Below are 5,829 nucleotides of genomic sequence, written 5' to 3' on the forward strand. Positions count from 1 at the left end.
GGCCGGGGGCCCCCCGCCGTTCGTCCCCGGGGTGCCGCGGGCGCGGGCGGGGCCCCCCCGGGCGCGGGCCGGGTCTTCGGGGTGCCCCCTGACGGGCGGTCGGCCGCGGGGGGCCCGGGGACGCGAGAGGGCCCCTCCGGTGCACCGGAGGGGCCCTCTCGTCACATCTGACACACCTGGCGCGCCGGGGGCGCGGTGAGCCTGTCTCAGCCCGCCGTGAAGCCCTCGTAGGCGTTGTAGAGGGCCGCGCCGCCGTCGTGCTCGTCGGTGCGGTCGACGATGTCGCCCAGCAGCCAGGCCTCGACGCCGCGGTCCTCCAGGATCGACAGCACGACGTCCACCGAGTGCGGCGGGACGACCGCGACCATGCCGACGCCCATGTTGAGCGTCTTCTCGATCTCCAGGGTGCTCACCTTGCCGACCTCGGCGACGGTCTGGAAGACCGGCAGCGGGGTCCAGGTGCCGCGGTCCAGGCGGGCGTGCAGGCCGGCCGGGATGACCCGGGCCAGGTTGGCCGCCAGGCCGCCGCCGGTGACGTGCGAGAAGGCGTGGACCTCGGTGGCGCGGGTGAGCGCCAGGCAGTCCAGCGAGTAGATCCGGGTCGGCTCCAGCAGCTCCTCGCCGAGGGTGCGGCCGAACTCCTCGACCTTGCGGTCCAGCTGCCAGCCGGCCTGGTTCAGCAGGACGTGGCGGACCAGCGAGTAGCCGTTGGAGTGCAGGCCGGAGGCGGCCATCGCGATCACCACGTCGCCGGCCCGCACGCGCTCGGCGCCGAGCAGCGCGTCCGCCTCGACGACGCCGGTGCCGGCGCCCGCGACGTCGTACTCGTCCGGGCCGAGCAGGCCCGGGTGCTCGGCGGTCTCGCCGCCCACCAGGGCGCAGCCGGCCAGCGCGCAGCCCTCGGCGATGCCCTTGACGATCGCGGCGACGCGCTCCGGGACGACCTTGCCGACGCAGATGTAGTCGGTCATGAACAGCGGCTCGGCGCCGCACACGACGAGGTCGTCGACGACCATGCCGACGAGGTCGTGGCCGATGGTGTCGTGCTTGTCCATGGCGGCGGCGATGGCCACCTTGGTCCCCACGCCGTCGGTGGCCGAGGCCAGCAGCGGCCGCTCGTAGTTCTTGAAGGCGGACGCGTCGAAGAGGCCGGCGAAGCCGCCGAGACCGCCGACCACCTCGGGGCGGTTGGCCTTCTTCACCCACTGCTTCATGAGCTCGACGGCGCGGTCACCCGCCTCGATGTCGACGCCGGCGGCGGCGTAGGTGGCGCCGTCAGAGGTGTGACGCATGGCGTCTCCGTTGGGGGTGGCGGTGGGCGACGGGTGGGAGGTCACTGCGGTGCGGCCCTCTCGGGTCTGGTGGGGGTGGTTCGGTACGGCAGAAGGGGGTCGGAACGACGGTGGGGCCCCGGCTCGCGGGACCCCACCATGGTTTCGCTACGGGCGGCGCAGCGCGTCGGCCGCGCCCGCTCCGCCGAGCAGGGACTGGACACCGTCCAGGTCGCTGCCGGTCGGCTTGCCGCGGACGGCGGGCGGCTGCTGGCTGCCCTTGATCTCGGCCTCCAGCAGGAGCTTGCCGAGCAGCGCCGGGTCGGGCAGCTCCATCGGGTACTCGCCGTCGAAGCAGGCCCGGCAGAGCTTGTCCTTGGGCTGCTTGGTGGCCTCGATCATGCCGTCGATCGAGATGTACGAGAGCGAGTCCGCGCCGAGCGTGCGCCCGATCTCCTCGATGGTCATGCCGTTGGCGATCAGCTCCGCGCGGGTGGCGAAGTCGATGCCGAAGAAGCAGGGCCACTTCACCGGCGGCGAGGAGATCCGGATGTGGACCTCGGCGGCGCCGGCCTCGCGCAGCATCTTCACCAGCGCGCGCTGGGTGTTGCCGCGGACGATCGAGTCGTCCACGACCACCAGGCGCTTGCCCTGGATGACCTCGCGCAGCGGGTTCAGCTTGAGCCGGATGCCGAGCTGGCGGATGGTCTGGCTGGGCTGGATGAAGGTGCGGCCGACGTAGGCGTTCTTCACCAGGCCGGAGCCGTAGGGGATGCCGCTGGCCTCGGCGTAGCCGATCGCGGCGGGGGTGCCGGACTCGGGCGTCGCTATCACCAGGTCGGCCTCGACCGGCGCCTCCTTCGCCAGCCGGCGGCCCATCTCCACGCGGGAGAGGTGGACGTTGCGGCCGGCGATGCTGGTGTCCGGGCGGGCCAGGTAGACGTACTCGAACACGCAGCCCTTGGGCTTCGCCTCGGCGAAGCGGGAGCTGCGCATGCCGTTCTCGTCGATGGCGATGAGCTCGCCGGGCTCGACCTCGCGGATGAACGAGGCGCCGCAGATGTCCAGCGCCGCGGTCTCGGAGGCGACCACCCAGCCGCGCTCCAGCCGGCCGAGCACCAGCGGGCGGATGCCCTGCGGGTCGCGGGCGGCGTAGAGGGTGTGCTCGTCCATGAAGACGAGCGAGAACGCGCCCTTGACCTTCGGCAGCACGACCTTGGCCGTCTCCTCGATGGAGAGGTCCGGGTGGCCGGCGAGCAGCGCGGTCACCAGGTCGGTGTCGTTGGTCGCGGCGGTCCGGCCGGAGCGGGAGACGTGCTCCTCGCCCGGCAGTTCGGCGACCATGGCCGCCAGTTCGGCGGTGTTCACCAGGTTTCCGTTGTGCCCGAGGGCCAGCGAACCGTGGACGGTCGCGCGGAAGGTCGGCTGGGCGTTCTCCCAGACCGAGGAACCGGTGGTCGAGTAGCGGGCGTGTCCGACGGCGATATGCCCGTGCAACGACCCCAGGGAGGCCTCGTCGAAGACCTGGGAGACGAGTCCCATGTCCTTGAAGACGAGAATCTGGGAGCCGTTGCTCACTGCGATGCCCGCGGATTCCTGACCGCGGTGCTGCAGGGCGTAAAGGCCGAAGAACGTGAGCTTGGCGACCTCCTCGCCGGGAGCCCAGACACCGAAGACGCCGCAAGCGTCCTGGGGGCCTTTCTCGCCGGGAAGAAGATCGTGGTTGAGTCTTCCGTCACCACGTGGCACGCCTTCGAGTCTAGGGCAGTTGGCACAGGCTTCCGGAACCCGGGATGCCGGGATTGTTGGGCGATCGTTCGGCAACGCGCGTAGACAAAACCCCTTACCGGGTGGGTATTTCGACCCGGGGGAATTCCCGCGGGCCGGGGATGGCCTTGTGGTTCGCGCCTGTTGGGGCATTCCGGGTGCGAAGAGCCGGCCCTCGGGACCGGGGCGAACGTGAGCCTGCTCACCCGGAGTTCACGAAGGCGTTACCGGGCACCCTCACGCCGCAGGCAGCAGCAGGCCCCACGCACCCGGGTGGACCGTCCAGGTGCGGGCGCGGACCGGGCCGACCGGGCGGCCGTCGACCTCGTAGCCGAAGCCGCGGCCGGCCACCGAGACGCTCGCGGCGCGGGCGCGCACCAGGGCGCCGGGCGCGCGGACGACGACCTCCATGACGCCCGAACCGTCCGACGCGCCGAAGGGGAGGGAGACCTGCACCAGCCGGACCGGCCGGTGGACGTCCGCGAGGAGCCGGCCGTCGGCCTCGACCCGGATCCGGGAGCTCTGCTCGGCGGCCTCGACGGTGAGTGCGTTCCCCTGCTCGGCCGCAGCCAGTTTCGCCCATAGCGAACGCCAGCCGCCCGGACGGCCGATCAGCCGCCGGGCTCCCGCACCCGCGATCCGCACCCCGCCCAGCGCGACCCCGCCGCCGTCGTCGACCAGCAGGTCGAGCTTGCGCGGCGTCCCCGACAGCACCGCCCGCGCGGCCGGCACCGGCTCGCCCGGGACCCCGAGCGCGCGGGCCGCCGCCAGCTCCTCCGAGCGGCCGACCGGAACCATGCCCACCGGATCCGTGCCCAGCTCACGGTGCCGGTGCAGGGCCTGGAGCACCCGCTGCAGGGCGAGATCGGAACCGATCACCACCGGTCGCCGCCGACCCCGGTGCGAAAGCACCCGATCGAGTTCGGAAGGGCTCTCCGGGTACGCCACCTTGACGTCCGCACCTCCGCAGAGCACGTCCTTCGCGATCCGCACCGACTCCCCGTCGGTCTGCCGGGCCACCGGGTCGAGGAGCAGCAGGAGCGGCTCGGAGCCGCCGGTTGCAGGCGTGGACAGGGACGACACGACCGGTCCTTCCTCAGGTAATCTCTCGGTGCAAGAGCCCCTTGCGCTACTGCGCCAGGGGCTTCGTCTATCTCGGGGCAGACTGCGGCCTACGCAGGATGCCCCAACCGGAAGGGGTGTACGCCTGTGCCGGCACTCGTGCTCGTTGGCGCTCAGTGGGGGGACGAGGGCAAGGGGAAGGCGACCGACCTCCTCGGCGGCTCCGTCGACTACGTCGTCCGCTACCAGGGCGGCAACAACGCCGGTCACACGGTGGTCATCGGCGACCAGAAGTATGCCCTGCACCTGCTCCCCTCCGGCATCCTCAGCCCGAACGTGACGCCGGTGATCGGCAACGGCGTCGTGATCGACCCGGGCGTGCTGCTCTCCGAGCTGGCCGGCCTCAACGAGCGCGGCATCGACACCTCGAAGCTGCTGATCTCGGGCAACGCCCACCTGATCACGCCGTACCACCGCACCCTGGACAAGGTCACCGAGCGCTTCCTCGGCAAGCGCCGGATCGGCACCACCGGCCGCGGCATCGGCCCGACCTACGCGGACAAGATCAACCGCGTCGGCATCCGGGTCCAGGACCTGTTCGACGAGTCGATCCTGCGCCAGAAGATCGAGGCGGCGCTGCACGACAAGAACCAGATCCTGGTCAAGCTCTACAACCGCCGCGCCGTCCCGGCCGAGCTGGTCGTCGAGGAGTACCTGGGCTACGCGGACAAGATCAAGCCCTTCCTCGCCGACACCACCCTCGTCCTGGACCAGGCCCTCAAGGCGAACAAGGTCGTCCTGCTGGAGGGCGGCCAGGGCACCCTGCTCGACGTCGACCACGGCACGTACCCCTTCGTGACCTCGTCGAACCCGACCTCGGGCGGCGCCTGCACCGGCGCCGGCATCGGCCCCACCAAGATCGACCGGGTCATCGGCATCCTCAAGGCGTACACGACCCGCGTCGGCTCCGGCCCGTTCCCGACCGAGCTGCTCGACGCGGACGGCGAGGCGCTGCGCCGCATCGGCGGCGAGCGCGGCGTGACCACCGGCCGCGACCGCCGCTGCGGCTGGTTCGACGCCGTGATCGCGCGCTACGCGACCCGGGTCAACGGCCTCACCGACTTCTTCCTCACCAAGCTCGACGTCCTGACCGGCTGGGAGCAGATCCCGGTCTGCGTCGCGTACGAGATCGACGGCCGCCGGGTCGAGGAGCTCCCCTACAACCAGTCGGACTTCCACCACGCCAAGCCGATCTACGAGACGCTGCCGGGCTGGACCGAGGACATCAGCAAGGCGAAGACCTTCGCCGAGCTGCCGAAGAACGCGCAGGCCTACGTGAAGGCGCTGGAGGAGATGTCGGGCGCGCCGATCTCCGCCATCGGCGTCGGCCCGGGCCGTGACGAGACGATCCAGATCAACTCGTTCATCTGATCCGGCTCCGGACCGCCGTCCGGACCACCGGCCCGAGGGGCCCTGCGGGAGCGATCCCACAGGGCCCCTTCCGCTTGCCCCTGAACTTTTGCACTAGGACATAATTCCATTGCATCTAGTACAGTTCGGCAGTACGTTCGGGTCATGACCGCGAAGCTGCCCGAGCCCGTCACCCTGACCGGCCGCCACGTCCGCCTGGAGCCCCTCGGGCGCCACCACGTCCCCGAGCTCTGGGCCGCCGTCGGGCCCCCCCCCGCCCGGGGGCGCGCGCTCACCCGACCACCCCCCCCCCCCGCGC

Annotated in this window: 4 protein-coding genes; 1 reads left to right on the plus strand and 3 read right to left on the minus strand. The window is 71.6% G+C overall.

Annotated features, from left to right (window positions below):
- Positions 1-206: 206 nt before the first annotated feature.
- From purM to ACFV4F_RS41905, 3 genes are all read right to left on the minus strand, one after another.
- Positions 207-1,292, minus strand: coding sequence for a phosphoribosylformylglycinamidine cyclo-ligase (gene purM, locus ACFV4F_RS41895; RefSeq protein WP_380440681.1), 1,086 nt, complete (start codon positions 1,290-1,292; stop codon positions 207-209).
- A 147-nt stretch (positions 1,293-1,439) separates the two neighbouring features.
- Positions 1,440-3,020, minus strand: a complete 1,581-nt coding sequence (gene purF / locus ACFV4F_RS41900; RefSeq protein ID WP_380511024.1) for an amidophosphoribosyltransferase — start codon at positions 3,018-3,020, stop codon at positions 1,440-1,442.
- 255 nt (positions 3,021-3,275) lie between these two features.
- The gene (locus tag ACFV4F_RS41905) at positions 3,276-4,121 is read right to left on the minus strand and encodes a diacylglycerol kinase (RefSeq protein WP_380440685.1); all 846 of its coding nucleotides are present in this window, start codon (positions 4,119-4,121) and stop codon (positions 3,276-3,278) included.
- A 126-nt stretch (positions 4,122-4,247) separates the two neighbouring features.
- On the opposite strand from ACFV4F_RS41905, the gene ACFV4F_RS41910 reads away from it, so the two are divergent.
- Positions 4,248-5,531, plus strand: a complete 1,284-nt coding sequence (locus tag ACFV4F_RS41910; protein ID WP_380440687.1) for an adenylosuccinate synthase — start codon at positions 4,248-4,250, stop codon at positions 5,529-5,531.
- The last annotated feature ends 298 nt before the right edge of the window (positions 5,532-5,829 follow it).

Origin of the sequence: Kitasatospora sp. NPDC059722, assembly GCF_042733235.1 — a bacterium.
Classification (GTDB): domain Bacteria; phylum Actinomycetota; class Actinomycetes; order Streptomycetales; family Streptomycetaceae; genus Kitasatospora.